The sequence below is a fragment of the Psychroserpens jangbogonensis genome (genome assembly GCF_000797465.1).
Classification (GTDB): domain Bacteria; phylum Bacteroidota; class Bacteroidia; order Flavobacteriales; family Flavobacteriaceae; genus Psychroserpens; species Psychroserpens jangbogonensis.
On sequence record NZ_JSWG01000012.1, the window covers coordinates 332863 to 358232 of the forward strand.

Below are 25370 nucleotides of genomic sequence, written 5' to 3' on the forward strand. Positions count from 1 at the left end.
ACCAAAAAGAGCTTTCATAATTGAAAGCTCTTTTTGGTTGATAACTATAACCAAACTTTCGGACATTAAAACAGCACTTTCATCCTTACTAATTTCGTGATAAACCTAATTATCAGTATATTACACATAGCTATTAGTTTTTAAATTTCCCTAGGTTTTAATTAATACTATGTACACAGAAACGTTCTGTGTATCATAAACTTTTAAAACAGTAATCATGAAGAAAAAATTATTCTTAGGTGCCTTAATTTTAATCTTACTCGTTGTTCTTGTTCCTTTCACAAACCAACAAGAACTGGTTAGTAAAGTGGAGCGCAAAGTATTTACACCAACTCAAAAAGGAGAAAAGAAAACTATGGATGAACGTGCTGAATTTAGTGAAGCTAGACTCATGCACGAATACTACAGACAAGTAAACCCAATAACTGGAGAAGTAAGCAAAAGTGATAAAAATCAAGAGTTTGAGCAGGCTAGAAATGCGCAATTAAATAGTGGTGCTTTGGCAGGAAGAAACTTAGAATCCAATTATATTAACAGAGGCCCAACTAATTTTGGTGGCAGAACCAGAAGTTTAGTTATTGATAAAAGTGATACGTCTGGAAACACAATGATTGCAGCAGCAGTTACAGGTGGTGTCTTTAGAACAACAAATGGTGGTGACAGTTGGGACAAAGTTTCATCCTATGACGAAATACATAATGCAACTTGTCTAGTACAAGATCCAAGAACTGGTTTTGAGAATACATGGTATTACGGAACTGGTGAATTTTGGTTTGGTAATGTATCAGCAGGAGGGTTTGCAGGCTCTCCATATTTGGGTCAAGGCGTTTGGAAATCGACAGATGGTGGAGTTACTTGGATACAAATGCCGTCAACTGGCTCAACTCAAGAAGCATTTGATTCACCATTTGATTATGTAACCCGTTTAGCTGTGCATCCTATAACTGGTGATCTTTATGCAGCTGCCAATGGTGAAATAGCAAGATTTAATGGAACAGTCTGGAATACAGAAATTGCAAATCCAACTAATCTGACAAATTTTAACGGTGTTACAGATGTCGTCATTACTAGTGGAGGAAGAGTTTATGCTGCGCTTTCTGGCGATAGCGATGCTAGTGTTGAAGGTGTTTGGACATCAGATGATGGTATTGGTAATTGGACGCGGATTAATAATGGGTTCTTTACTCCTTCACGCAGAGTGGTTTTAGCTTTAGCGCCTTCTAACCAAAATAAATTGTATACTTTATTTGTTAATGAGAACACGGGAGGCTGTACAGGTTTAAATGATCCTGTGCAAGAAGCAGATTTATGGCTTTGGGATCAATCTAGTCAAATCTACATCAACTATAGTAATATATTGCCCTTTGAAGGAGACTGCTCAAATCCTGAACCTCTTAATGTTCAAATCGGCTGGGATTTGTGTGTGAGTGTGAAACCAAACGATGAGAATTTTGTGGCAATTGGTGGCACCAGTGCTTATGTCAAAGAGGATATCACAGATAACAGTACTCGTTTTAAAAAAATAGGTGGTTATTTATCATCACCTGGCGCACCAAATTCAAGTTATAGTTCCATTACAATTGATCCACATCATCCAGACATTCAATATCTAGTGTTTAGTCCACAAAATAACAATGCACTTTTTTCTGCAACCGATGGCGGAATCCATAAAACCGATGATGTGACCGCAACAACAATAGGTTGGCAAAATCTTAATAATAATTACCAGACTTATCAGTTTTGGCACGTAGCCATAGATCCATTAAATGGCTCAGATATTGTTCTTGGCGGAACACAAGACAATGGCACGAAAGTTGGCGGCACAGATTTTGGTTTGCCAGATTTAACAACACAACAAGGAGTATTAGGAGGTGATGGAGTCGCAGTAGATATTTCAAGAGATGAAGGTAATTGCTTTGGGTTTATGGGATCACAAAATGGGTTTCTTCTTCGAGCTGACTGTGTAGTTGGTTCAGCCGATATAACACCCCAAGGATCTAATAGTCAGTTTGTAACGTATTTTTATTTAGATTCAGACAATAATAATGCCTTGTATTATGCTGGTCAAAATACATTATACAAAACTAGCAATGCTTCAAATGTTACATCTAGTACTTGGGAAAATGCAGGAAATACTAATGATGATCTTGGTGTTAATGATTGGTTTCAAACCTTCTCAACTTCAAAAGGGGTTTACAACCCATCTACGAGCTACCTTTTAATGGGTGGAGACGAAGGAAGAATTTATAAACTCAATGATCCATGGAATGTAACAAACATTTCACAATCCATAGATATTACACCATCAGGAGCAACAATTGGGTTCCCTTCTTTTGTAACAGGTTTAGCAGTACACCCAACAAACAATGATATTGTTTTAGCCACCTATGCAAATTATGGGACGAATAGCATCTTTATCACTGCTGATGCTACTAGTAACAATCCTACTTGGACCTTAGTTGAACGTAATTTATCAGCACATTCTATACGTTCAGCAGCTATAACAGAAGAAGATGGTGAAACGCTTTACTTTGTTGGAACAGCAAGAGGATTATACAGTACTGGAAATCCTACTAATGAAGATTGGATACGAGAAGCTCCAGGCCAAATTGGTTTTGCGCTTGTAAGCTCATTAGCTTATAGACATTCAGACAATCATTTATTAATTGGAACATTTGGAAATGGGATGTATGAAGCTGTACTTTCTCCTTCGCTTGGCGTTAATGATTTTGATGATATTAGTAATAGCATCTCAATCTATCCTAATCCTGTAGCATCTAGTTTAAATATTAAGATTAAAGATAACAACACTAATCTTTCTTATAAGATTATTAATTTATTAGGTCAGCAAATAGTAAGTGCTACTCTTGACAAGACTACTATTGATGTTTCAAATTTAAAAGCAGGCATTTATATTATTGAGCTCACAGGAGACAATAAAAAAGGAATGAAACGCTTTATAAAAAAGTAAAAACTCATTTCAAACCAAAAAAGAGCTTTCATAATTGAAAGCTCTTTTTTAATGTCGTAAAACGAAATTAACGATACATTTAGAACACTAATTTTAACAGCCACAGTATATTTTTAAATTAAAACCATGTCAAGGTTTGCGTTAAAAATCATAACTTTATATTTGTATATATTTTATAATTATGTTCGGGAAAAAGAAAACCACTCCAAGTATAGATCAAGAGCAATTAGCGCTAATTAAAGCTGCGGAAAAACGCATTTCACAAAAAAAGCGTTTGTACATTCATTTTGTGTTTTTTCTTATTGGTGCTGTCTTTTTAATTTTGGCAAATACCATTCTTGGTATAGGTAAAGATTTTAAAATAGCAGGCCTTGATTGGTTTGTGATTGCTATTGTTTTATGGCTATTCTTATTTATTTACCATTTTATAACGGTATTTATTACTCATAAATTTATGGATAAGCAATGGGAAGACCAACAACGTGAAGCTTTAGTCGCCAAACAACAAGAACGTATTGAACAACTCAAACAAGAGTATATCAAAGAAGAAAAAGTAATTGCTAAATCTCAAGCTTATAACGACGTTTTAGAAAGCAAAACAACTTCAGAAAAAAAAACATCTGAACTCACTATAATAGTAGCTGCTGGAGAAAACGATGCCATAGGAAAAGACAATGATCTTATATGGCATTTAAGTGATGACCTTAAACGATTTAAGTCACTCACTAATGGTCATCATATCATCATGGGACGAAAGACTTTCGAAAGTTTCCCAAAACCATTACCAAACAGAACTCATATCGTTATTACAAGACAAAGTGATTATCAGGCTCCAGAAGGTGTTATTATCGTAAACAATTTAGACGATGCAATTGATGCTGCAAAAAGCGACAAACAACCGTTTATAATTGGAGGTGGAGAAATCTATAAACAGTCGATGGCTTTAGCCAATAAAATAGAGTTAACACGCGTACACTCTAGTTTTGAAAATGCTGATACTTATTTCCCGGAAATTGATGAAACGCAATGGAAAGAAGTTGGCAGATCTACTCACGATGCGGATGAAAAACATGCTCATGCGTTTTCTTTTGTTACTTATTTAAGAACATAAACCGTTTTTTATTTTCATTTTTTTATTCAGAAGATTATAAAAATCTAAAGTCTCATTTCTTAGTCAGGCAACCTTTTGCCCAAAAATTACGTCTAATTATATAAGTACTATATTGTAGGGCTAAACAACTAAAATGTAACGCTTTTCGTTGTAGGTCGTCTTATTTACATTAACCAATCAAAAATCACTTTCCAATGGGTACATTAAAAATCAGCAATTTATCAAAAACATATGCTAATGGTGTTAAAGCATTAGACAATGTTAATTTAGAATTAGAAAACGGAATGTTTGGTCTTTTAGGACCAAATGGAGCTGGGAAATCATCTTTGATGAGAACACTAGCCACGCTTCAAGAAGCTGATACTGGAACTGCAACCTTAGATGATATAGACATTTTAAATCAACCAGCAGAGCTTCGTAAAGTCTTAGGGTATTTACCTCAAGAATTTGGTGTGTATCCAAGAATTACCGCAGAACAATTATTGAATCACTTATCAATTTTAAAAGGAATTACAAATGCTTCTGAACGAAAAGAACTGGTTAAGTATTTATTGGATAAAGTTAATTTATACGACAAGCGAAATAAATCTGTAAAAGGATTTTCTGGAGGAATGAAACAACGTGTTGGGATTGCTCAGGCGTTAATTGGAAACCCAAAGTTGATAATTGTAGATGAACCTACAGCTGGTTTAGATCCAGGCGAACGAAACCGTTTTTATAATTTATTAGCAGATGTTGGTAAAGATGTCATTGTTATTTTATCAACTCACATCGTAGATGATGTAAGAGAATTATGCACTAAAATGGCTATAATGAATTTGGGTGAAATCGTTTTTCATGGATCTCCTCAAACAGCAATTGATGACTTGCGAAGTAAAGTATTCCATAAAATTGTGAGTAGAGACGAACTCGAAAACTATGCAAAAGAGTATAAAATTATCTCAAATAAAATGGTTGGTGGAAAACCACTAATTCATATATATAGTGAAGACAATCCGCAAAACGGATTTGAACAAGTAACACCTAATTTAGAGGATGTTTTCTTTTCTAAAATCAACACATCAAACGTACTTGTCTAATCATTACTAACCATTTTAATCATGTTTAAAACATTCTTTTTATCAGAATTAAAATATACACTCAAGCAACCTATGGTGTATATTTTCATATTCGTATTGGCATTAATGGAGTTCTTTGCAACAGTTAGTGATAATGTGCAAATTGGAGGAGCTATTGGAAATGTCTATCGTAATTCACCATATACCATTACAATTCACATTACTATTTTTTGCATATTTAGTTTATTAATGGCAGTTGCCTTTTTTAATAATGCAGCATTACGTGACCATAATAATGAGTTTAATGAAATACTATTCACAACACCTTTAAGCAAACCAGGTTACTTTTTTGGCCGCTTTTTAGGTGCTCTATTCGTTTCAACCTTACCGCTTCTGGGTATTTTTATTGGAATGCTTTTAGGAACTTCTTTAAATTCAGTTTTTGAGTGGATAGATCCAGCACGCTTTGGCCCTTTCTATTTTGAAACATTCTTAAACAACTACTTATTGTTTGTTTTACCAAATATGTTCCTTGCAGGAGCTGTCATCTTTGCTATGGCAAACAAATGGAAAAGCACAGTAATCTCTTTTGTAGGAGGACTGTTAATTATTGTAGCTTATATTGTTTCTGGTTCGTTAATGTCTGACGTTGACAATGAAACTATAGCTGCCTTATCTGATATTTTTGGAATAAACACATATCGAATAGAAACCAAATATTTTACACCTATTGAAAAAAACACGATAAGTCCAGGTTTTTCAGGGATTCTATTTTGGAATCGACTGATTTGGATAAGTGTCGGATTGATCATTTTAATGATTTCTTACTTTAGCTTTTCTTTCAAAGAGAAGAATAAAAAAATCAAGAAAGAAAAAGTAAGTACTTCAAAAAAAGACATTGTATTTGCACTTCCAAAGTTAAATCCAACTTATAATGCATCTACTAATTGGATACAGTTTAAGAGTTTTTTCTACACTAATTTTTTGAGTATTATAAAAAGTGTCACTTTCAAAATTCTATTCCTCTTCTGTATTATTATTTTAGTTGCAGACTTAAGTGGTGGATTCGAGTTTTTTGGACTACAGTCTTATCCGCTTACATATAAACTTATAGACTCAATTAAAGGCAATACAAACATCTTTACCATAATTATTCTCATATTCTTTAGTGGTGAATTAATATGGCGTGATAGAGATCATAAAATAAATGAAGTTGTTGATGCTACTGCACATACGTCATTCATTTCAATGGCCGCTAAAGCGTTATCATTAGTTTGTATTACTTCAATATTAAACCTGTTTTTTATCGGTATTGCAATTATTTATCAATTGCTTCATGGATTCACACGAATTGAATTAGATGTATATCTTTTAGATTTCTTCTACGAAAACCTTGCGCTTTACATTGTTTTTGGTGGCATCATGATTATGATTCAGGTACTTTCAAGTAATAAATACATTGGTTACTTTATTTCCATATTAGTATTACTAGTTTGGGATATCATCTTAAGTGTTTTAGATATTAATTCTAATATGCTAAGTATTGGTGGAGGTGCTTCAGTTTTTTATTCAGACATGAATGGATTTGGTCCTGGTCTAAAAAGCACATTATGGTTTAATTTATATTGGATTTTATTATCCTTTTTAGGATTATTAATTGCTGGAGCTTTATGGAGTAGAGGTTCTAAAAACTCATTATGGAGTCGCATAAAAACAGCTAGAAAAGAAGTGCCAAAAAGTTATAGAGGTATTATAATTATAACGGCTGTTTCTTGGCTAGGCGTTGCTTCTTTTGTATACTATAACACACAAGTTTTAAACCCTTACTACTCTAGTGATACTCAAGAACAACTGTCAGCAGATTACGAAAAAAAATATAGTAAATACAAAGATATTGTATCTCCTAAAGTTACTGATGCCAAATATTACCTAGATCTTTTTCCTAATAAAAGAAATATCCATGTAAAAGCTGATTTAGAATTAACGAATACGACTGATCAACCTATCGATTCACTTCATTTTTATAATAATGTTGGTTGGGATACAAAGCTAATTATTCCAAACTCAAAAGTAGTTTATAAAGACACGACGTATTTATTTACAATCTATAAATTGAGTCCTCCTTTGTTACCAGGAGAAAAAATCACAATGACGGTAAATAACAAATATATTACCAAAGGGTTTGCTAACGGTAGAGGAAGCACAATGATAGTTAAGAATGGAACCTTTATTAATAATGGTGATATTTTACCAACTATGGGTTATAATGACAGCTATGAAATTAGTGATAAAAACACTCGTAAAAAATATGATTTACCCGAAAAAGAACGAATGCCTGAACTTACAGAAGGTGTTACTGACTTGCATATGGGTAATTATATTTTTAGAGGACAATCTGACTATATAAATGTTGAAACTGTAGTGTCAACTTCAAAAGAACAAACTGCAATTGCTCCTGGTTCATTAATTAAAAAATGGGAAGAGAATGGACGTAATTACTTCCACTACAAAACTGATACGCCTTCATTCAACTTCTATTCATTTATGTCTGCTAAATTTGAAATAGCAAAACGCAAATGGAATGGAATAGATATTGAAATCTATCATGATGAAAAGCATGATGTAAATATTGAAATGATGCTTGATGCTGTTGAACGTTCATTAAAATATTTTACACAAAATTTTGGTCCTTATTACCACAAGCAAGCTCGTATTATTGAGTTTCCTAGGTATTCAAATTTCGCACAAGCATTTCCTGGAACAATGCCATATGCAGAGTCTTTCGGATTTATAATTAATCTCGAAGATGAAACTGAGAATAATGTTATTGATGCAGTTATTGCACACGAAATGGGACACCAGTGGTGGGCACATCAAGTCTGTGGCGCTTATATGCAAGGAAGCACCATGTTAAGTGAAAGTTTTTCAGAGTATTCATCATTAATGACTTTAAAAAACATCAATGATAATCCTATGAAAATGCGTGAATTCCTTAAATACAATCACGATCGCTATTTACGTGGACGTAGTGGTGAACGTGAAAAAGAATTACCTTTATATCAAGTAGAAAACCAAGGCTATATTCACTACGGAAAAGGAAGTGTCATTTTGTATGCTTTACAAGATTACATTGGAGAAGAGAAAGTAAATACAGCAATGAAAGGCTTTTTAGAAGAATACCGTTACAAAGCACCTCCTTACCCTAGTTCGCATGATTTCTTACGTTATTTAGAACCGCAAGTACCAGATTCATTAAACTATTTGATTAAAGACTGGTTTAAAGAAATCACATTGTATGACAACCGTTTAAAAGAAGCTACTTATAAAACTCTAGACAATGGTAAGTTTGAAATCACAATGGAAATAGAAAGTTCTAAAATAAAATCTGACAGTTTGGGTAACGAAACAAAAGTTGCGATAAATGATTGGATTGACATTGGATTCTTTATGGATAGTGATGAAAAACGATTATACCAGCAAAAACGAGTGAAATTTAATAAAGATAAATCTTCAATTACGGTTCAATTAGATTCATTACCAGTAAAAGCGGCTATTGATCCAAGACACATTTTGATAGACCGTGTTTTTAAGGATAATATTAAAAGTATAAGTCTAGAAGAATAAAACATTACTAACATCACATTAAAAAAAACACCTTTTCATATATAGAAAAGGTGTTTTTTTTTATAATTTATTAATTGAAATTAATTTTTATTCAGAGTTTCAAAATAAGCTTTCATAGGCGCAAAGTAATGTTCTTCCCAACCGGTTTTATATTGATCTCCAGAATCTGGCACATTTGTATGTTTTAAAGTTAAGGTTGTTTCTTCATCCTCTTCTGAAAGTAAAATCTCTATTTGAGAATCACTTTCATCATCTTTAAAATCACTACTTCTCCATGATTGAACAATCCTTTTATATGGTTCTAATTCGATATTACTACCACTAATATAACCCTCTCCTGCTGTAAAAGTTTCTCCTACTTTATCTGAAACAAAAGCCGGACTACCAATCATTTTAGTATGTCGCTGTGTGCTCAACCAAGATTTATAAATCTGTTTTGGTGTTGCCTTTATCTTAGTTGTTAATGTAAATTCCATACGATCTTGTTTTTATATTTCTTTCGTTAAACTTTTAAACCTAATAAATATAACTAATTTCGCAGTATGATAAAAGCATTGCAACTTCGCATTAATTTACATCAAGAAGGAAAACCAGACGGATTGCTTAATAAGGCAGCTTATGATCTGGATATTGAACCTTCTCAGATTTCTGGAATTAAAATTCTTAGAAAATCAATTGATGCACGCAAGCGTCGTATCATGTTCAATTATAAAGTTGAAGTTTACATCAACGAGCCTGTTCCAAAGAATTCAGATTACACTTTTGATTACAAAGATGTATCAACAGCTAAACCTATTCATATTATTGGATTTGGTCCTGCAGGAATGTGGGCAGCATTGCGTTGTATAGAACTTGGCTTTAAACCGATTATTTTAGAACGTGGTAAAAACGTACAAGATCGTCGTCGGGATTTAAAAGCTATAAATCAAGATCACATTGTTAATGAAGATTCAAACTATTGTTTTGGAGAAGGTGGAGCGGGAACCTATAGTGACGGCAAACTTTATACACGTAGTTTAAAACGTGGAGATGTTCGCAAAATTTTTGAGAACCTAGTATTTCATGGTGCTCCAGACCAAATATTGATCGATGCACATCCTCATATTGGCACTAATAAATTACCTAAGGTTGTTCAGAATATAAGAGAAACAATTCTGAAATTTGGTGGTGAAATTCATTTTGAAACAAGAGTTACAGACTTCACCATTAAAGACAACAAAATCGTTGCTATTCAGCTTAAAAACGGAAATGAACTCTATGTTGAAAAAGTCATTTTAGCAACTGGACATTCTGCTCGAGATATATTTTATTTATTGAACGATAAAAACATTCAACTAAAAGCAAAATCATTTGCTATGGGAGTTCGTGTTGAGCATCCTCAAGAAATAATTGATGGTATTCAGTACCACTGCGAAGGTGAACCAAGAGATGAATTATTACCAGCTGCAGCTTATAGTTTGGTGCAACAAGTAAATGACAGAGGTGTGTATTCCTTTTGTATGTGTCCTGGTGGATTTATTGTACCTGCGGCAACAGCAAATGGTGAAGTTGTTGTAAATGGAATGTCGCCTTCAACTCGAAATAACAAGTATGCCAACTCAGGCATTGTTACTGAGATTAATGTCGATAAAGATTTATATAAATACGAACACTTTGGAGCTTTAAAAGCTTTAGAATATCAAAAAAGCTTAGAGCGATTAGCCTTTACTGCTGGCGGAAGAAGTCAATCTGCACCAGCACAACGATTAACCGATTTTGTAGAAGGCAAATTATCTCCAGACCTTAATGAAACATCTTATCAACCAGGTTTAAAATCGGCACCATTGCACTCACTACTTCCAAAGTTAATTGGAGGTTCATTGCGAAAAGGGTTTAAGGCATTTGGAGAAAAAATGCATGGCTATTATACGGCAGAAGCTAATATAATAGGTGTAGAATCTAGAACCTCGTCACCAGTAAATATTCCAAGAAATGAGAGTTTAGCTCATCCAGAAATCTCCAATCTATATCCTTGTGGTGAAGGTGGTGGTTATGCTGGTGGAATTGTTTCTGCCGCCATGGATGGAGAACGTTGTGCAGAAGCTGCAACTTCTAACTTATAAGTTTAATATTATTCCTATTTTTACAGCATAAATTTTGATTAAAATGAACGCATATATATTTCCAGGTCAAGGTGCTCAGTTCTCAGGAATGGGATTAGACCTTTATGAAAAATCTCCTTTAGCACAAGAATTCTTTGAAAAAGCAAATGACATTTTAGGCTTTCCTATTACAGACATTATGTTTGAAGGCTCAGCTGAAGATTTAAAAGAAACCAAAGTTACGCAACCAGCTATATTTTTACATTCTGTAATTCTAGCCAAAACTCTTGGTGAAAACTTTAAACCAGATATGGTTGCTGGACATTCTCTTGGAGAATTTTCGGCTCTAGTTGCAGCAGGTACTTTAACATTTGAGGACGGACTTAAACTGGTTTCACAGCGTGCAAAAGCGATGCAAAAAGCTTGTGAATTAGAACCAAGTACAATGGCTGCAGTTTTAGGACTGGAAGATAGTATTGTAGAAAACGTATGCACAAATACAGAAGGTATTGTAGTAGCTGCAAATTATAATTGCCCTGGTCAATTAGTGATTTCAGGAGATGTTGATGCCATTAATAGAGCATGTGAAACACTTAAAGAAGAAGGTGCACGTCGCGCTTTAGTATTACCTGTTGGTGGAGCATTTCATTCACCTCTTATGGAACCTGCTCGCGAAGAATTAGCTGCAGCAATAGAAAACACGACGTTTAGCAAACCTAACTGTCCAATTTATCAAAACGTAACGGCTTCTGCTATTACTGATGAAAATGAAATTAAAGCAAATTTAATATCTCAATTAACTGCTCCTGTTCGTTGGACACAATCTGTACAACAAATGATTGCAGATGGAGCATGTCATTTTACTGAAGTCGGACCAGGAAAAGTATTGCAAGGCCTTGTTAAAAAAATCAATAGAGAATCTGAAACTGCTTCAGCTACTTTAGAAACTAACGCTTAAGACTTTATGAAATTATCAAGAAACGTAAGCATTACCTTGCTTATAATCTTCAACATTGCAATTGATCAAGTTTCAAAAGTGCTCGTTCGTGCTAATTTTGAATATTTAGAAATCAAGCAACTAATTGGAGAAAAATTCTTAATGCAATATGTAGAAAACAAGGGTGCTTTTCTAGGTATGGGAAGCGATATGAACGATACGTTAAGACTTGTTCTGTTATTAATTCTTCCAACATTAGTTCTAGGTTACCTTATCTATTACATAATTGTAAATAAGACTTTAGACAAATTGAGTACCATTGCATTAAGTTGTATTGCAGGTGGAGGAATCGCCAATGTTTTTGACCGTTTCGCTTTTGGCAAAGTCACTGATTTTTTCCATATAAACTTAGGAGGCATTTTTAAAACAGGTATTTTTAATGTGGCAGATATGTCTGTTACTTTCGGAATGATTGTGTTAATCTACACTTGGTTTATATCCTCAAGGAGAAAACAAACTTCATAATAACTTTAAAAAAAGCCTCTTCAAATTGAAGAGGCTTTTTTTATTATATAATTTTCAAGAATCAATCTTCAATATTTCGAATATTTTTCTCCCATTTCCATGCAGATAACATTGCATCATCAAGTGAAGATTTGGCTTCCCAACCTAAAATCGTATTTGCTTTTTTAGTATTTGCATAGGCTTTAACTACATCTCCTTCTCGCCTTGGTGCAATCTTATAATTAAGTGATTGTCCTGAAACATTCTCAAAAGACCGAATAACTTCTAATACAGAACTACCTACACCTGTACCAACATTAAAGGTTTCAAAATTGGATTGATTATTATCATTTAAAAGACGTTCTAAAGCAACCACATGAGCTTTTGCTAAATCAACTACATGAATATAATCTCTTATACATGTTCCGTCTGGTGTTGTATAATCATTTCCAAAAACAGATAAACATTCACGTAGTCCAGCTGCAGTTTGTGTAATAAATGGCACTAAATTTTGTGGCACACCAATGGGCAATTCTCCAATTTTAGTAGATGGATGAGCACCAATTGGATTGAAATAACGCAATGCAATAGCATTTAGATTATCATTTACTTTACAAGTATCCTTTATAATTTCTTCTCCAATTTGCTTAGTATTTCCATATGGTGACTCAGCTGGCTTTATTGGAGCATTTTCAGTTATTGGCATTTCATCTGCCTGACCATAAACGGTACATGATGAACTAAAAATAAAATTAGATGCACTTAAGTTAAGCACTTCTTTAAGCATATAAATAAGCGTATTGAGATTGTTCTCATAATACAATAAAGGGTTTTCAATACTTTCACCTACAGCCTTACTGGCTGCAAAATGAATAACTCCAGAAATGTCACTATGCTTTTGAAAAAAACGTTCAACTGAAGCTTTTTCTTTTAAATCTAACTTTTCGAAAATTGGTAATTTTCCTGTAATAGCTTTGATGCCTTCAATAACATCTACAGAAGAATTAGATAAATCATCAATAATGATAACATCATAACCTTCGCTTTGTAATTCAACAACTGTATGTGAACCTATGAAACCAAGTCCACCAGTAACAAGAATTTTTTTCATTTTGTTTAAGAATTTACAAAATTGATAATCGTAGATGTAATGAATTCAATTTGTTCATCATCCAATTCTGTGTGCATTGGTAACGAAATTACTTCTTTAACCAATTGATTGGTAACTGTAAAATCAGCTTCATTATATCTAGAATCTTTATACGCTTTTTGTAAATGTAATGGGATTGGATAATACACTCCACAAGGAATCCCTTGTTCATTTAAGTGTTTTACTAAAGCATCTCGATCTGCATTTAAAATTTTAAGTGTGTACTGATGAAATACATGACAATCACAATTCTCACATATTCCTTGGCATGAAGATTTCCCACTTGGAGTAATTATACTATCAATGCCATTGAAAGCTTTATTATAAGCCCTTGCAGCTTTACGTCTTTCGAAATTATACGTGTCTAATCGTTTTAACTTTATGTCTAGTATAGCTGCTTGAATAGAATCTAATCGAGAATTTACACCAACTACATCATGATGATAACGTTCGTACATCCCATGATTTACAATACCTCTAATGGTATGTGCTAAATCGTCATCATTAGTAAAAATGGCACCACCATCACCATAACATCCTAAATTTTTTGATGGGAAAAATGATGTCGATGCAACATGACCTATAGTTCCTGCTTTTGCTTTTCTACCGTCACTATATGTATACGTTGAACCAATACCTTGTGCATTATCTTCAATAACGAACAGATTGTGCTCTTCTGCAATGTTCATAATAGCTTCCATATTTGCACACATTCCAAATAAATGGACAGGAACGATTGCCTTAGTTTTAGGAGTAATTGCCTTTTTTATGGCATCAATATCTATATTAAATGTTATAGGATCAACATCTACTAATACTGGAGTAAGTTGCAATAATGCAATTACTTCTACTGTTGCAGCGAACGTAAAGTCTGCTGTAATCACCTCATCTCCTGGCTTCAAACCTAATCCCATCATTGCAATTTGCAATGCATCTGTACCATTAGCACAAGGAATTACGTTTTTAACACCTAAATAATCTTCCAGATTTTTCTGAAACTCATGAACCTTTGGTCCATTGATATAAGCCGTAGAATCTAATACCTCTAAAACAGAGCTATCAACCTCAGCTTTTATTTTGCTATATTGACCTTTAAGGTCAACCATTTGAATTTTTTTCATACTATACGAAATTACGAAATTCATTAGCATTAAGCAATGAAATTATTTCAAAGAACAGTATTTTAGCAGTAACATAAACGTTTATATATTGTATAATTTAGGAATACATATACTTTCATTCATTTTAAAAATCCTTGCATTTTTTAATCTTAAGATTAAAAAAGGTGTTGAGGGTCGCAGTCAAACGTTTAAAATATTAAATGAGAACTTAGACCCTTCTGATAAAACCATCTGGTTTCATTGTGCCTCGTTAGGCGAATATGAACAAGGCCTACCAGTCTTTGAGTCTATAAGAAATAAATATCCTTCATATAAAATTGTATTGACCTTTTTTTCACCCTCAGGATATGACATTCGAAAAAACACCCCTATTGCAGATATTGTTACTTATTTACCATTAGACACCAACGCAAATTCTCGTCAGTTTTTAGATATCGTTAATCCTGATTTTACAGTATTTGTGAAATACGATATTTGGCCAAATGTTTTAAACGAATTGAAAAAAAGACAAGGACGTGCTATTCTGATTTCTGCTTTAATTAGAAAAAATCATTCTTATTTTAAATGGTATGGTAGTCACCTTAGGAAGGCATTACAAGCTTTTGAACATATTTTTGTTCAAAATGAAAATTCAAAAAAACTACTTCAAAATATTAGTATTACCAATGTTACTATTTCTGGTGATACAAGATACGATCGTGTTTCAAATCAATTATTACAAAACAACAATCTCGATTTTGTTTCAAAATTTAAGGACAATAGCTTATGTATTGCTATAGGAAGTTCCTGGCCAGAAGATGAGGCAATCCTCATGTCTTACATTAATGAAAATGCTACAAAGCATCTAAAGTTTATTATCGCACCTCACAATATCAATCAATCACAAATAGATAATATCACTAAAAAGCTAGGTGTTGAACATGTGTTATTTTCAGAAATGGAAAACAAAGTCATTTGTGATTACCCAGTGTTTATAATAGACACAATAGGATTATTATCCAAAATTTACAGTTATGCAGATATTGCGTATGTTGGTGGAGCAATAGGAACGACAGGTCTTCATAATATTTTAGAACCAGCAGTTTTTGGTATTCCAATTATTATTGGTAATAACTATGACAAGTTTCCAGAGGCAAAAAAAATGATAGAAAATGGCGGAGTACTCACCGTAAACAACAGTATTTCTCTTAAAAGTGAACTAGATCGCTTAATTAAATCATCAGAGGAAAGAGCAAAACTTGGCTCAATAAACGAAAATTTCATCAGAAAAAATAAAGGAGCTGTAAACCAAATCATTGATTACATACGTATATAAGACTGAAAATTGTAAGTAAACCCTTAATGTGTTAACAAAAAGTTAATTTTTTTAAGGCCGTTTCAATATAACTTATTAATTTCGTGTATTATTAATTAACACTAAAACTATTACAATGAAAAAATTATTATTAAACATCGCATTGGTATTGGCGCTTGTCGTATCTGTATCATGTAGAGAAACTAAAGAAGGAGCTGAAGGAGCTGCTGATGCTGTTGAAAATGCTGCTGATGCTGCTGGTGATGCTGTAAATGAAGCTGCAGATGCTGCTGGTGATGCTGTAAACGACGCTGTAGATGCTGCTGGTGGTGCTGCAGATGCTGCAAGTGATGCAGTTGACTCGGTTAAAGAAGGTGCAGAAGATGCAGCTGATAAAGCAAAAGACGCAGTAAATGATGCTGTAGATGGTGCAAAAGACGCAGCTAATGATGCTGCAAATGATGCCGTAGACAAAGCAAAAGAAAAAGGAGCTGATGCAATGAAAGATGCTGCAGACAAATTAAAAGACAATTAAGACTCATCTTAATTTGATAAAAAAAGGCCTGATATAATCAGGCCTTTTTTTATGAGTATGAATGAAATAAAAAAGCCTTTATCTTTCGATAAAGGCTTTAGTACTGAAGACGGAAGTACAACCTTATGTATCATGCAATCCTAATAAACTTTAAATATAGTTCAAATATACTGTTTTTATTGACTTATTAGAACTTCAAGTATATTTGCAATCGCATACACTAACTAAAAAAACGTACAAATATCATATAAAACGTACAGAAAACGTTACATTTGCCTAAAGTCTAACTAGTCTAATATGTGATCTAAACAAAAGTCTAACTAGTTATATCTTGATAAACAACTACAAGTGCTTGTATTATAGATAGTTATATTTTATTGACTAAAAAAAAGTCTAACAGTCTAATCAAATACACACCTAGATAAAAGAATCATTTATGGCAACCATAACTTTTCAATACATTTCTTCAAAGGATTACGCTCCTATATACATAAGACTAGAACATAAAGGAAAAAGATACAATGCTCCAACTAAAGAATTTATTGATAAGTCTTGGTTTAAAAAACACTTTAAAGAATACCTAAAACTTACAGATAAACAACTAGAGCGCAAAAGTGGAACTGACTTTGAAGAAAGCTATTCATTATATAAAGATTATTTAAGTAAGCTGCAACCATTAAGAAAGTATGTTCTAACTGAAATTGTAAAAACTCCAGATGATGAATACTCTGTGTCCTTATTAAAGAACCTTATTAGTACATATTATAATAGTGGTGAAGTAAGTCCTGAAAGATTAAACTTAACTCATTGGATCGACCACAAATATGATAACCATAGTGAGTTTAAAAACAGCAAAGGTGGTTATGGTTTGTCTGAAAACACTTTAAAGAATATTAAGACATTTTTAAACAATATTCAATTTTATGAAGATGAAGAACTTGGTCGTAAAATGAAGTTAAGCGATCTAACACAAGATGGTATTAATAATTTTAATGCTTTCTTAATTGATTGGTCACACCGTGGAATTTACAAAAAGAATATAATATCTGATGTTCTATTGTTTGGTAGAGTGGCAAGAACTAAAGGCAAAATGTCTTTACCTAATAATTTTGATGCTATTGAAATACCTTCTGAAGCCAATCCTGATTCTGATGAAGATGTAATATATCTAAACAAAGAAGAACTAGATGATATTGAAAAATTGGAACTAGATAAACCGTATTTAATAAATGCTAGAAAATGGTTGCTGTTAGGATGCTATACTGGTCAGCGTGGCGGTGATTTAATTAATAAAGTATTGCCTAATGTAAAAGACGATGGTACGATACGATTTGCACAAGGCAAAACAACGACAAAAGTTATTATACCAATTCATCCAAAGGTTAAGGAAATACTAATCAATCCTCCTCATAAAATATCAACTCAAAAATGTTCTGATTACTTTAAGGAAATATGCATAAAAGCAGAAATTAACAAGCCTACCATAGATTACAAAAGAGAATTACTTAAAGAAAAAAAGACTAGAAATGGCGACATAAAAAAGGTATATCGTGCAGTTCTTAAAGAAAGACCTAAGTCTTCATACATAGCAACTCACACTTGCAGAAGAACATTCTGTATGATGTATTACGGTGGCGAAATGACTAATGCAGAAATAATGAGAGTAACTGGTCATAAAAAAGAAGCCACATTTTTAGCATATATCAACAAAACCGATGATACACACATTGAGAAATGGAAGAAACACATGGAAAATGAATAGAAAAGCTAGGGAATAATTGTTTGGTAAAAAAGCCTATTTAATAAGAATTTTCTTATGATTTAATTAATATTATATTTATAAACAATTGATTTAAAGAGTTTTAAAATTACCCTTAACATATCTTTAACTTTTTTGAGAATTCAATAATGTTAAAAACTTGTTGGAAACCTTTGGAAAAAAAAAGTAAAAAATTATAGCAAAAATATATCTTGCAATCGCAGTAAATATGCAAACGAAAAAAGAGCCACCTAATAGGCAACTCCTTTTAATTGTATTAAAAATTTCGACGTTCAAAATACAATTACAAATATAGGAATTTACGATTAGGTAATCTTTTAAATTATTAAAATTTAAATAAATTACAAATGACACAAATTCAATTAGTAGCAATTTCTCCTGAAGAACTTGCTCAAATGATTACCAACAAAGTTGAAGCAATATTTTCAACATCACTCAAAAACCACAAACCACAAGAAGCACAATCCGAGTATTTAACTCCAGGCGAAACAGCAGACCTTTTAAAAGTCAATAAGGCAACTTTATGGCGTTACGTTAAACGTGGTAAACTCACTAAATACGAGTTTGAAAACAAAGTCTATTACAAACGATCTGAAATTGAAAACGGTTTCACTAAATCAGGTAAGTAATGGCTAATCTTGAGGAACTCAATAGACCAGAAAAAAAGTCACCATATCAAGCAGAGCTTTATAGCGACTTACAGAAAAGAAATATTGAACCACCAACTAAAATAATTGGCGACCTAATATACAAAAATGAGGTTTCACTATTGTTTGGCTATAAAGGTTTAGGGAAGTCAATTTTCACTTGGCAAATAGGCTTGGCAGTTGCTAAAGGAGAAAGCCTAGATTTAGGAAATGGCACTTATTTTCAGAACGACTGCGAACCTATGACGGTAATGTATTTTGATTATGAATTGAAAGATACTCAAGTCAAGAACCGCTTAGGAACTTTAAACGTACCTGACAATTTAATCAGAATAACATTAGCTAGAGGTTCTGATGCTGGAAGTAGTCCTAAAGAAGTCTTTGATAATATTAAGAAAGTAGCAAAAGAATACAATGCTAAATTTATAATAATTGATAATATTTCTAAAATAAATGACATTGATGAAACCAATGGTTTACAGATTAAGCAGTTTTTAAGTCCGCTAATGGATTTGGCTAAATATGACGGCTATACTGTTTTAGTTATAGGTCACACTACACAAGTTGGTGGAGATATGCTTCCACTTCAAGACAAACATTTATTTGGTTCTTCTAAAATTCCAAATGAAGTAGATGCTTTGATTGGAATAGGTAGAGTAAATAATGACGATACTAAGGAATTCTATATTAAGCAATTAAAGACAAGAATTTCAGAAGAAGTTTATGGTGCAAATAATGTTATTAAAACACGTATTGAACTTAATAAACATGAAGTTCCTATGTATGTTTCTGATGGTTTTTCTAAAGAATATGATTTGCTTAGTGGTACAAGTTTAGATACTGAAAGAGCACCTTTAAGAGAATTTTACACCTTATGTAGTTTGTACTATAGAAGCAGAGCAAAAGCATACGAGGTATTAAAAGAATTTGGACATGAAGTATCAAGAGGAACTGTTTATAATAATTATGATGCATTTAAAGGTGTTGATCCCACAAGGCTTAAAGAACTTGAAAAACTAGATGCAGACACTTTGAAAGAAATGGTTGAATCTAAAAGCCCTTATTCTAGTGAGTGCTTACCAAACCGTGAAGGTCACAATCCAGTTGATAATAATTCAATACCGTTTTAATTTTGGCAGATTACTATTGGAAATTACAGAGATACAAGGGACAAAACACAAGATTTAGATGTCCAGAATGTAGAGGCGGAAAACAGTACACCAGATTCGTTAATTCTTCAGGACAATATGCTCCTTATGAATATGGCAAATGTAACAGAGTAGAAAAATGTGGCTATTTCAATTATCCAAAAAAGAACGGACACGATACTCGAATTAGTGGTTTATCATTAAGCACAATTAAGATGAAAAGAGAACCGCAGTCTTTTATTGATTGGAACGAATACAAGTACGATCTAAACACAGATAACGACTTATTTCAATACATATTCAACAAGACTAAAGCAAGTAAAGAAAGCATCTTAAAAGCGTTTAAAATGTATCGTATAGGAACAGACAAAAACCGTTTAATCTTTCCTTTTATTGACAAAGACAATAGGCTAACTTATGTTAAATCAATATACTATTTGAATGGTCATAGAACTAATAACATCTATACACCATTTAAGGCTAAAGATGGTCGTTTTAAACAATGTTTGTTTGGTTTGCATCTACTGGAGCACAATAAGGTTATTAATGTTGTAGAAAGCGAAAAAACCGCATTGATAATGTCAATTATTGCACCTCAATATATTTGGATGGCTACTGGTGGTTTGAACTTCTATAACAAGATAAAGGTGCTTGGTAATGCGACGATATTTGCAGATAAAGGAAAGGCGTTTAATTACTGGGCATCAAAATTAGATTTAAGTAAGTATTATATGCACACAGTTCTTGAAGTCACAGACTTACCAGAAGGAAGTGATTTAGCAGATTATTATTTAAACAAAATATAAAATGAAAAAAGAAAAAAGTTTACAAAAGGTTACAGATATTGATAAAATAAATACTTTAAAAGATATAAAAGGATTTGTGAAAGCCAACCCTGAAAGAGCCCTAGAAGTAATAGATAAATTACAAGATTTATTGAATGAAAGTTATAATGAAAAACTTGGACTAGATTATCAAATAGTTGAGTTAATAGCGAAATGCTATACGCTTGCGAATGAAAAAGAACATGCTGACTTTGTTAGAAATTTAACGTATGAAAATAATCATACAACCATAGGTATTTGTATTCATAATCATATTTGTGAGAATAGATGTTTTCCTTCGATTATGACAATAAAACATGAAACAGGTTTATCAAGACAGACTGTTTACAGGCATATTAAAAACGGTTTTTCTGATAATTTTAATAGTTTGGTAAAAGGTAAAGTTGAATACATGATACCAAAAGCATTAGAAAAATTATATTATATCGGTATTCAAGACAATAACGCCACAGCCTTAAAACATTTTATAGAATTGTCTGGTGCAACTAAAACTATGCAAGTAAATAACTTTATTCAAATCAATAATTTAAAATTAACCAAAGAGGATTTTAATAAATTACCTCATCAAGACATTTTAGAGATTGAGAGTATCTTATCAAAAACATTGATAAACCAGTAGAATTAAATGATAAAGATATTATTAATTCTTGATGTAAACAGTCTTTATTGGTAAGGTTTTAATGCATTTTTAACTACGTTAGAGCACTTCAACCTCTGAAACCTCAATAGAATTACTTGCCTTTGTTATTAATTCTTTAACCTCATTAATAACTTTAATTCTGTGTAATCTTTTTTGTTCAATTCGTACCCTTTTATTATAAGAATTAATAAAAATCATTCCAAAAATTCCACCAACTACAAGAAGAGAACCCATAATAATTAAAGTGGTGGTTTTTGAGAGTTCATAAACATTCAATTTTAAATTTATTATCATCAAGATGAAAAGAAATAGTGATATAACGATTACTGCTCTACCTTTGAATAGTGAAGATTTACTTATTTCATTTTCTATCAATGGTAATCGCTCAAAGTTTTCGTCTAACGATTTCATAAAGGCATTCATTGAAATTATCTTCTCTAATACCATTTGAGATTTATCTTTTGCATCTAACTCTAGTAAAGCTTTTGATATTTCATCTAGTTTGAAAAGAGCACGATAATATTGTTGGATTAAATATGAAGTTTCATAAAGATCTAAATCACCATCATCTTTAGCTTCGTTTACCAAATTAAAAAAAGCATTATAAATGTTTTGAGCTGAATTAAAAGTGGCAACTTTACCTCTTATTATAAACGTTGATATTAATTTATCTAATAGATTTTCATAGTTTCTACCGCCAGAGCCAGCTCCTAAAGTTTCGCCAACCCTCCTATATGGAGTAGAATGAGCATCCCCTAATATTTGATTACTAATCGCTTTACCGTAATTTCTTCCGATTTCTCTAACAATTGCTTTTGTAAAATCTTCGACCATTATTATTAAGTAGTTTTAATTAATTAAATCAATTTTAGTAGATACGAATAACCATTCTTTTATTTTCTTCAAATGACCATTGTACTTGCCACGTTCTACCGTCTATTTGGTCTAGCAGTACGAAATTATACATATTTGTGGTTGGATAAAGAAAAAATCTTCCATTCTTTTCATCTTCTTTTGATGTTAGAGTTGTTAAAGATAAAGGATATTCAAACTGACTACTTTTAAGACTCCATTGAACTTGCCACATTTGCCCATTTCGTGTATTTAATTTGATGAAATTAAATTTGTTGTTTGTGGAAAAGAGTCGAAACACAACTGCACTATCTGTAGAAATATTTTGAATAGGTGGCTGTGATGTGCTTTGAGCAAAAGAAATTGTCGCAAATAGCACAAAAATCAATGTGATTATTTTTGCTTTCATAATAATTATACTTGTGGTTTTCTTTAAAATACTAAGCTAAGTCTATAACTACAAGTATTTTATGACAAATATCAGTCAACAAACAATACTATAAATAATTCTAAGTGATGTGTTACGGAATTATAGTAGTGACAAACACTAGAAATTATAATCACACTTTCAATAGTTGATTTGTATTGAACTCAATCTTTTTCAATTACTTAATCTTTATTAATTCAGTTAACTGATTTAAACTGATAATCATTAATGATGTTTTTTGATTAATCAATTTTTTTTCAATTATAAACGACCTAAACCAAATAGAAATATAAGAATACCTAAAACAAGAGGTATAACAATCAACCACCACACTAAAACCGATGTGTTAGAACGTATTTTTTCTAGTTTATCTAGTTTCTCTAACTGTAATTGATTAGCAAATAACAATTCTTTCAAAGTTTGTGAATCGTCGTAATCATTATAAGTCTGCATAAACTTAATTCTTTTTGGGGTCATTTTTACTTCGTGCTTTTTTTGTTTATCCATATTCTATTTTTCTATAAGTTTTCTATATTTAGTATTTTTAAGCTATGCGACTATTTAAAAACAAGGATAACAATAACGGCAGATATGAACTTGCACTAGTAGCAGTTGTTATCATACTAGAACTTCTTACTTTATTGTAATTAGAAAGTGGCATGCAAGTCGGCGATTACTAGCAATTGATTATACACGTTGTTAGGCACAGTTTTTATTCTTCTAAGTCTAAAGATTCTAGTTCATCTATCGCTTCATCCATAGTGCTTTTTAAGCGATCCTTTAAATCCGATTCCAATATTGGCGAATCGCTAAATTTGATATCATATTTTGAACTATCATCTTGTTTTGGAATAAAGAACACATAATATTTGCTTTCAGTAAAATTTCCGAAACCATTTTTTGCTTCAACATTAAGAGATACTAGAGTATTATTAGTTTCAACATATTGACTATTTTCATTAAATTCACTTTGTTTATGAATATATGCTTTATTGAATTTTGCAGAGCTTGGATTCTTAAGTTTGTCTTTAACCTCTTGAATAGCTCTTTCATAAAAGTATCCTACTTCCTTAATAGTATATTCACACTCATATAAAATTCCTTTTTCCGCAAAGTTTTGAGAAATCTCTATTTCTTTTTGAATTTTAGCAATCTCTGATTTTGGCAAATCAATTCTCTCGAATATTAATTTTTTATTTGTTTGAGTCAATTCAATTTTCTTACCTTTTGGCTTAAGCCAAACTGTGTCGGTCTTTAGTTCGTTAGTTTTATAAAGTCCATTTTTATTGTACTTAAACTCTTTGAAAATCCAACTACAAGTTTTTAAACTGTCCGAATTTATTGCAACAACTGTATCATTAATGAAAGTCACGTATAATTCTTTTTCGTTTTCAATTCCTTTATAAAACCTATTTTTTTCATTAAAATTAGAATTTGATTGACAAGAAATTATTAAAATTGTCAAAATAGATAGAATTATTGTTCTTTTCATTGGTTGTGTTTAAATTGTGCCCAACGTGATTGTATAAGAATAGTGCGGTTTTGTGTGCGAGGATTTTCCGCAGGAAAATCAGATGTAGCAAACCCGCAACTACCTTTGTTAAAGCACTAAACCGCAATTATTTTTATACGGTGTTATGCGCTGGTTTTTATTCAATTGTTATTTTTATATCATAATTTTTGTCTGTAGAAGAATATTCAAACCAAAAACATTTGTATTCACTAATATTTTCTTTTATTGGATTTTTAGTATCTGTAATTACTATTTGTTTTATATTTCCATTAGCATTATGTAAGAATAATTTAAGCCCATTAATGTTTGATGTAAATGACTGAATTTTTAACCAAGAAGATTGATTTTTAAAATATTCTCGTGTTGTTTGCTTTGAGGCAGTATCAATTACTATTGTCATATTAATTATATTTTATTGCATCTCCAGTATCAGTTCCGCCACTAACAAATTTTAAAATTAATCCTTTAGCATCACTAAATTCTTTTTTGCATTTTTTTATTAATTTTTCTCTTAACGAAGTGTATTGGCTACTTGAAAAACTCGTTTTCTTTTTTACAGTACCTATATATTCGGTTTTTTCTATCGGTTCAGAATCTACAAATATGTATAATCCTTGATATTGTTTAACTTTAGCTTGATTTAAATTTGAAGCATTTTCTTTAAATTTAATAATTATTGCTTTATCGGTTCCACCATTTACCATTGTTAAAATTAAACCATCTGCTTGATAATTGACTTGTCTTGCAGACCTAATTAAATAGTCTCTTACTGCTTGATATTGTCCGCCAGAATTTTTAATATCTTTATCATCATTGTTGTTTGTTGTAACTTCACCGATTACGTCATATTCTGCTAAAGGTTGACTATCCGTAAATATATAAAAACCTTGAATTTTGTTAACTTCAGAAATATTGTTTTGGCAATAACTGTTATTTGATAGCCCAATTAAAATTGTAATTGTTAGAAATAATTTTGATTTCATATGATTTTATTTGATTGTTTTTCCTACTCTTAAAGATTTTCGGTTTCTCTCCGTTTTTTTTTAGTGGTTTCTGACCTCCACTTTTTAAATTTTTCGTGATGTTTTTTCCACGTTACTATGTTTTCAACTGTCTTGTCCTGAAATATGGC

23 protein-coding genes are annotated in these 25370 nt (G+C 31.9%); 14 read left to right on the forward strand and 9 right to left on the reverse strand.

The genetic code is table 11. The features are described 5' to 3' along the window. Positions 1 to 217: 217 nt before the first annotated feature. The 4 genes from RH81_RS13595 to RH81_RS13610 all read left to right on the forward strand — a co-directional run bounded on the left by RH81_RS13595 (position 218) and on the right by RH81_RS13610 (position 8764). On the forward strand, positions 218 to 2971 hold the full coding sequence (locus tag RH81_RS13595) for a T9SS type A sorting domain-containing protein (protein WP_033961225.1): 2754 nt from the start codon (positions 218 to 220) through the stop codon (positions 2969 to 2971). A 181-nt stretch (positions 2972 to 3152) separates the two neighbouring features. Next, positions 3153 to 4082: a dihydrofolate reductase gene (locus RH81_RS13600; protein WP_033961232.1), complete on the forward strand. Its 930-nt coding sequence runs from the start codon at positions 3153 to 3155 to the stop codon at positions 4080 to 4082. Between the two features lie 194 nt (positions 4083 to 4276). After that, positions 4277 to 5161 carry an ABC transporter ATP-binding protein gene (locus RH81_RS13605; RefSeq protein ID WP_033961235.1) on the forward strand — a complete coding sequence of 295 codons (885 nt, stop codon included), beginning with the start codon at positions 4277 to 4279 and terminating at the stop codon, positions 5159 to 5161. A 21-nt stretch (positions 5162 to 5182) separates the two neighbouring features. After that, positions 5183 to 8764 carry a M1 family aminopeptidase gene (locus RH81_RS13610; protein ID WP_033961237.1) on the forward strand — a complete coding sequence of 1194 codons (3582 nt, stop codon included), beginning with the start codon at positions 5183 to 5185 and terminating at the stop codon, positions 8762 to 8764. Between the two features lie 80 nt (positions 8765 to 8844). Here RH81_RS13610 and RH81_RS16590 read toward each other — a convergent pair whose 3' ends face one another. Continuing rightward, the gene (locus RH81_RS16590) at positions 8845 to 9240 is read right to left on the reverse strand and encodes an SRPBCC domain-containing protein (protein WP_052172555.1); all 396 of its coding nucleotides are present in this window, start codon (positions 9238 to 9240) and stop codon (positions 8845 to 8847) included. Positions 9241 to 9306: 66 nt separating this feature from the next. Here RH81_RS16590 and RH81_RS13620 point away from each other — a divergent pair, with 66 nt between their 5' ends. The 3 genes from RH81_RS13620 to lspA are packed head-to-tail and all read left to right on the forward strand — an operon-like array spanning position 9307 to position 12307. Then, a complete protein-coding gene (locus tag RH81_RS13620; RefSeq protein WP_033961238.1) occupies positions 9307 to 10866 on the forward strand; it encodes an NAD(P)/FAD-dependent oxidoreductase in 1560 nt (519 codons plus the stop codon). Between the two features lie 43 nt (positions 10867 to 10909). Then, a complete protein-coding gene (gene fabD, locus RH81_RS13625) occupies positions 10910 to 11803 on the forward strand; it encodes an ACP S-malonyltransferase (RefSeq protein ID WP_033961239.1) in 894 nt (297 codons plus the stop codon). Between the two features lie 6 nt (positions 11804 to 11809). Further along, positions 11810 to 12307, forward strand: coding sequence for a signal peptidase II (gene lspA / locus RH81_RS13630; RefSeq protein ID WP_033961240.1), 498 nt, complete (start codon positions 11810 to 11812; stop codon positions 12305 to 12307). Between the two features lie 61 nt (positions 12308 to 12368). Here lspA and galE read toward each other — a convergent pair whose 3' ends face one another. Both galE and RH81_RS13640 read right to left on the reverse strand, forming a co-directional pair. Then, positions 12369 to 13397, reverse strand: a complete 1029-nt coding sequence (galE, locus tag RH81_RS13635; RefSeq protein ID WP_033961243.1) for a UDP-glucose 4-epimerase GalE — start codon at positions 13395 to 13397, stop codon at positions 12369 to 12371. Between the two features lie 5 nt (positions 13398 to 13402). Next, complete coding sequence (locus tag RH81_RS13640) at positions 13403 to 14557, reverse strand: DegT/DnrJ/EryC1/StrS family aminotransferase (RefSeq protein ID WP_033961310.1); 1155 nt, start codon at positions 14555 to 14557, stop codon at positions 13403 to 13405. A gap of 88 nt (positions 14558 to 14645) precedes the next feature. Here RH81_RS13640 and RH81_RS13645 point away from each other — a divergent pair, with 88 nt between their 5' ends. The 7 genes from RH81_RS13645 to RH81_RS13675 all read left to right on the forward strand — a co-directional run bounded on the left by RH81_RS13645 (position 14646) and on the right by RH81_RS13675 (position 21425). After that, positions 14646 to 15872: a 3-deoxy-D-manno-octulosonic acid transferase gene (locus RH81_RS13645; RefSeq protein WP_241478987.1), complete on the forward strand. Its 1227-nt coding sequence runs from the start codon at positions 14646 to 14648 to the stop codon at positions 15870 to 15872. A gap of 115 nt (positions 15873 to 15987) precedes the next feature. Next, complete coding sequence (locus RH81_RS13650; protein ID WP_033961247.1) at positions 15988 to 16386, forward strand: hypothetical protein; 399 nt, start codon at positions 15988 to 15990, stop codon at positions 16384 to 16386. A 436-nt stretch (positions 16387 to 16822) separates the two neighbouring features. Continuing rightward, positions 16823 to 18148: a tyrosine-type recombinase/integrase gene (locus RH81_RS13655; protein ID WP_033961250.1), complete on the forward strand. Its 1326-nt coding sequence runs from the start codon at positions 16823 to 16825 to the stop codon at positions 18146 to 18148. Positions 18149 to 18513: 365 nt separating this feature from the next. Next, entirely contained in the window at positions 18514 to 18795 is a 282-nt protein-coding gene (locus RH81_RS13660) for a helix-turn-helix domain-containing protein (protein WP_033961253.1), read from the forward strand. Then, positions 18795 to 19943 (forward strand): AAA family ATPase, encoded by a 1149-nt coding sequence (locus RH81_RS13665; protein WP_033961254.1) that lies wholly within the window; start codon positions 18795 to 18797, stop codon positions 19941 to 19943. The genes RH81_RS13660 and RH81_RS13665 overlap by 1 nt, the downstream gene beginning before the upstream one ends. Before the next feature lie 2 nt (positions 19944 to 19945). Further along, positions 19946 to 20767: a DUF6371 domain-containing protein gene (locus RH81_RS13670; RefSeq protein ID WP_033961256.1), complete on the forward strand. Its 822-nt coding sequence runs from the start codon at positions 19946 to 19948 to the stop codon at positions 20765 to 20767. 1 nt (position 20768) lies between these two features. Continuing rightward, a complete protein-coding gene (locus RH81_RS13675; protein WP_033961258.1) occupies positions 20769 to 21425 on the forward strand; it encodes a helix-turn-helix domain-containing protein in 657 nt (218 codons plus the stop codon). A 78-nt stretch (positions 21426 to 21503) separates the two neighbouring features. On the opposite strand, the gene RH81_RS13680 is transcribed toward RH81_RS13675, so the two are convergent. From RH81_RS13680 to RH81_RS13705, 6 genes are all read right to left on the reverse strand, one after another. Continuing rightward, entirely contained in the window at positions 21504 to 22280 is a 777-nt protein-coding gene (locus RH81_RS13680) for a hypothetical protein (RefSeq protein WP_033961260.1), read from the reverse strand. 34 nt (positions 22281 to 22314) lie between these two features. Then, positions 22315 to 22707 carry a hypothetical protein gene (locus RH81_RS13685; RefSeq protein ID WP_033961262.1) on the reverse strand — a complete coding sequence of 131 codons (393 nt, stop codon included), beginning with the start codon at positions 22705 to 22707 and terminating at the stop codon, positions 22315 to 22317. Between the two features lie 279 nt (positions 22708 to 22986). Further along, the gene (locus RH81_RS13690) at positions 22987 to 23232 is read right to left on the reverse strand and encodes a hypothetical protein (protein WP_033961264.1); all 246 of its coding nucleotides are present in this window, start codon (positions 23230 to 23232) and stop codon (positions 22987 to 22989) included. Between the two features lie 205 nt (positions 23233 to 23437). Beyond that, positions 23438 to 24217: a hypothetical protein gene (locus RH81_RS13695; RefSeq protein WP_033961267.1), complete on the reverse strand. Its 780-nt coding sequence runs from the start codon at positions 24215 to 24217 to the stop codon at positions 23438 to 23440. 157 nt (positions 24218 to 24374) lie between these two features. Next, entirely contained in the window at positions 24375 to 24638 is a 264-nt protein-coding gene (locus tag RH81_RS13700) for a hypothetical protein (protein WP_033961269.1), read from the reverse strand. 1 nt (position 24639) lies between these two features. After that, positions 24640 to 25221: a hypothetical protein gene (locus RH81_RS13705; protein ID WP_033961270.1), complete on the reverse strand. Its 582-nt coding sequence runs from the start codon at positions 25219 to 25221 to the stop codon at positions 24640 to 24642. Positions 25222 to 25370: the final 149 nt, after the last annotated feature.

Bases quoted from the DNA above. Each gene is read 5' to 3' on its own strand.
- RH81_RS13640 (WP_033961310.1), bottom strand. From the start codon at position 14,557: ATGAAAAAAATTCAAATGGTTGACCTTAAAGGTCAATATAGCAAAATA.
- galE (WP_033961243.1), bottom strand. From the start codon at position 13,397: ATGAAAAAAATTCTTGTTACTGGTGGACTTGGTTTCATAGGTTCACAT.
- lspA (WP_033961240.1), top strand. From the start codon at position 11,810: ATGAAATTATCAAGAAACGTAAGCATTACCTTGCTTATAATCTTCAAC.
- RH81_RS13605 (WP_033961235.1), top strand. From the start codon at position 4,277: ATGGGTACATTAAAAATCAGCAATTTATCAAAAACATATGCTAATGGT.
- RH81_RS13690 (WP_033961264.1), bottom strand. From the start codon at position 23,232: ATGGATAAACAAAAAAAGCACGAAGTAAAAATGACCCCAAAAAGAATT.
- RH81_RS13655 (WP_033961250.1), top strand. From the start codon at position 16,823: ATGGCAACCATAACTTTTCAATACATTTCTTCAAAGGATTACGCTCCT.
- RH81_RS13650 (WP_033961247.1), top strand. From the start codon at position 15,988: ATGAAAAAATTATTATTAAACATCGCATTGGTATTGGCGCTTGTCGTA.
- RH81_RS13685 (WP_033961262.1), bottom strand. From the start codon at position 22,707: ATGAAAGCAAAAATAATCACATTGATTTTTGTGCTATTTGCGACAATT.
- RH81_RS13680 (WP_033961260.1), bottom strand. From the start codon at position 22,280: ATGGTCGAAGATTTTACAAAAGCAATTGTTAGAGAAATCGGAAGAAAT.
- RH81_RS13695 (WP_033961267.1), bottom strand. From the start codon at position 24,217: ATGAAAAGAACAATAATTCTATCTATTTTGACAATTTTAATAATTTCT.
- RH81_RS13700 (WP_033961269.1), bottom strand. From the start codon at position 24,638: ATGACAATAGTAATTGATACTGCCTCAAAGCAAACAACACGAGAATAT.
- RH81_RS13675 (WP_033961258.1), top strand. From the start codon at position 20,769: ATGAAAAAAGAAAAAAGTTTACAAAAGGTTACAGATATTGATAAAATA.
- RH81_RS16590 (WP_052172555.1), bottom strand. From the start codon at position 9,240: ATGGAATTTACATTAACAACTAAGATAAAGGCAACACCAAAACAGATT.
- RH81_RS13660 (WP_033961253.1), top strand. From the start codon at position 18,514: ATGACACAAATTCAATTAGTAGCAATTTCTCCTGAAGAACTTGCTCAA.
- RH81_RS13600 (WP_033961232.1), top strand. From the start codon at position 3,153: ATGTTCGGGAAAAAGAAAACCACTCCAAGTATAGATCAAGAGCAATTA.
- RH81_RS13705 (WP_033961270.1), bottom strand. From the start codon at position 25,221: ATGAAATCAAAATTATTTCTAACAATTACAATTTTAATTGGGCTATCA.
- RH81_RS13595 (WP_033961225.1), top strand. From the start codon at position 218: ATGAAGAAAAAATTATTCTTAGGTGCCTTAATTTTAATCTTACTCGTT.
- RH81_RS13620 (WP_033961238.1), top strand. From the start codon at position 9,307: ATGATAAAAGCATTGCAACTTCGCATTAATTTACATCAAGAAGGAAAA.
- fabD (WP_033961239.1), top strand. From the start codon at position 10,910: ATGAACGCATATATATTTCCAGGTCAAGGTGCTCAGTTCTCAGGAATG.
- RH81_RS13610 (WP_033961237.1), top strand. From the start codon at position 5,183: ATGTTTAAAACATTCTTTTTATCAGAATTAAAATATACACTCAAGCAA.
- RH81_RS13665 (WP_033961254.1), top strand. From the start codon at position 18,795: ATGGCTAATCTTGAGGAACTCAATAGACCAGAAAAAAAGTCACCATAT.